This is a genomic window from Phytoactinopolyspora endophytica, assembly GCF_004138495.1.
Classification (GTDB): Bacteria; Actinomycetota; Actinomycetes; order Jiangellales; family Jiangellaceae; genus Phytoactinopolyspora; species Phytoactinopolyspora endophytica.
The window spans coordinates 58,384-60,803 of the sequence record NZ_ML142866.1 but is presented as its reverse complement, the minus strand read 5'-3'; the positions used below and the strand labels follow the sequence as shown (position 1 = coordinate 60,803).

The following is a 2,420-nucleotide window of genomic DNA, read 5'->3' as shown; positions in this document are numbered from 1 at the left end:
GGAGAGGGCGGGTTCGTCGTTCTCGATGACACATTCTGTGTCGGATGCCACTTTCTGTGTCGTGTAGAGCCCGGAATCGAGCCTTTGGCGGTACAGATCGTGGCATCCGACACAGAATGCAGTACGGGCGACGTCCTTACCCTTGGTCGAGGAACGAGGCGACGAGCTCAGGCCGGGATGTGCGCTGCCGAGTCGAACAGGCCTGTCGGGTCGTACGCCTTGCGCAGCGCGGCCAGCCGGTCGTAGTTCCCACCGAACGTCGTTCGCAGTGTGCGCTCACCGGACTCGTAGAATCCGGGGAAGTTGAGGTACTCCGCACCGGTGGAGAAGCGCTCCATGGCCTGGCGCACCTTCCGCGCCCAGGCGATGTTCGCCTCGTCGTCCGCGGCGTCCTCCCAGTTCGCCTCGACACCCAGCAGGTACGGCGCGGAGCGGTCGCCGAAGGCCGTCTCGTCCGCGCCCACCCGTGCGAACGCTCCGCCGAGCTGCCAGATGTCCAGCGTGGAGTGATGTGACGGGCAGGCCTCGTTCAGCTCTCTCAGCGTGTCGATCGCCTCGTCGTCCAGGCCGGTCAGGTACACCGAGGTCCAGTAGTAGCGCATCACATGTGCCGGATAGTCCTCGTCGAACAGCTTCTGCACCTCGACGTAGGACGTGACGTCGGAGAGGTCGGCGATCGGCGTACCGAAGTCGCGTAATGGTGCCAGGTCGGCGCGGGCTTCCGCCGGATCGCCCGAGTGAACGGCGGCATAGGTCACGACCGGCTGGTGATGATATTCGACGGGGATGTCGTCGATCGCCGGCGCGTGCCAGACAACGGCGAACGAGCTGACGTCGTCGGAGGCGGACTCGTTCCACTCCCGGTAGTTGCGCAGCGCGTCCGCAGCGTCCTTCCACGGGTGAAACACCAGGGCGAGGGTCACGTCCGGCCCCACCGGGTAGGCGCGGAACTCGAACGATGTCACCACGCCCAGGCCGCCACCCCCGCCGCGCAGGCCCCACAACAGCTCCGGGTTCTCCGTCTCGCTTGCTCGCACCCGTTCGCCGGAGGCGGTGACCAGGTCGGCTGCGACGAGATTGTCGCAGCTCGCTCCGTATGCGCGGCGCAGCCAGCCGAGGCCGCCGCCGAGCGTCAGGCCGGCGACGCCGGTCTGGCTGTACACGCCGAACGGGGTGGCGAGACCGTGCGCTTGGCTCGCTCTGTCGACGTCGCCGAGGATCGCACCGCCGGCGGCCCGCACGCGCCGCCGGCCGGCGTCCACTTCGACGGATCTCATCGGCGAAAGGTCGACGACCAGGCTTCCCTCGCGGACAGCGGTGCCGGAGACGTTGTGGCCACCGCCGCGCACCGACACCGGCAAGCTCTGCGTGCGTGCGTACGCCAGCGCGGCAGCGACGTCTTCGGCGTCGGTGCACCGGGCGATGACCGCCGGACGCTGATCGATCATGCCGTTCCAGACGGCGCGTGCGCTGTCATAGCCGGTGTCCTCCGATGTGATGACCCGTCCGTTGGGGAGGAAGGAGGCGGTCGGGACCGTAGTGCTCATCGCTGGCTCCAGGTGTCGAACGTGGTGGTGGCGGGCGCCACCTGCTGGTTCGACGCTAGGCGTCCCGAGCGGCGTATGACATCGCGAACACTATGCAACGGGTCCGGGCGGCGGATGGTCAGGATTGACTATCCGACCAGGCTCAGGCCAGTCCCTTCTCATAGGCGAAGGACGTCGCGGCTGATCGGGACGCGACGTCGATCTTGCGGTAGATATTGCTCAGGTGACGTGCCACCGTATGCTCGCTGATGAACAGGGCCGTGCCGATCTCCCGGTTCGCCTTACCGGCCGCCACCAGCCGCAACACCTCGATCTCCCGGGCGCTGAGACCGTGCGGGGCGGGCAAGCCCACTCCGAGAACCTCGTCAACGCGTTGCACCCCGGGTATCGCGCCGAGCCGGTCGAAGGCCGCCCGCGCGGACGCGAGCTCCAGATGCGCGGTGTTCAGGTCGCCGGCCTGACGAGCGGCGAGCCCGAGCAGAACGCGGGCCTCGGCGGTTTCGTACGGACAGGACAACTCGTGGAAGAGATCACGAGCATCCCGGAGCACCCGAACGGCGCGGTCGACATCGCCCCGGGCCCGCAGCACGGCACCCTCCGCTGCCGCTGCCATGGCCTGCACGTACGGAGCGCGACTGGCGGACCCGAGCTCGTCGAGCTCGGCCGCCGACGCCGCGGCGGCGTCGACGTGACTCAACCGGAGCTCCACCTCCACCTGCGCCGCCAGCAAGCGGCCCCGGCTGGCCGGACCGCCGGATCGGTGGGTCAGTGCCAGCCGCAGCGCCGCGGCCGCGTTCTCCGGCTCCCCGCGCGCGAGCTGCAGCAGGGCAAACCCCGGCTGCGGATCGCGACCGAGTTCGTGTGCGCGACGGA

General features: G+C 68.8%; 2 protein-coding genes. Both read right to left on the bottom strand.

The window, feature by feature from the left end; all coding sequences use genetic code 11:
• Window positions 1-167: 167 nt before the first annotated feature.
• On the bottom strand, window positions 168-1,547 hold the full coding sequence (locus tag ELR45_RS27220) for an FAD-binding oxidoreductase (RefSeq protein WP_129669130.1): 1,380 nt from the start codon (window positions 1,545-1,547) through the stop codon (window positions 168-170).
• Between the two features lie 142 nt (window positions 1,548-1,689).
• On the bottom strand, window positions 1,690-2,420 hold a 731-nt coding region (locus ELR45_RS41585), incomplete at its 5' end, for a LuxR C-terminal-related transcriptional regulator (RefSeq protein ID WP_240760185.1).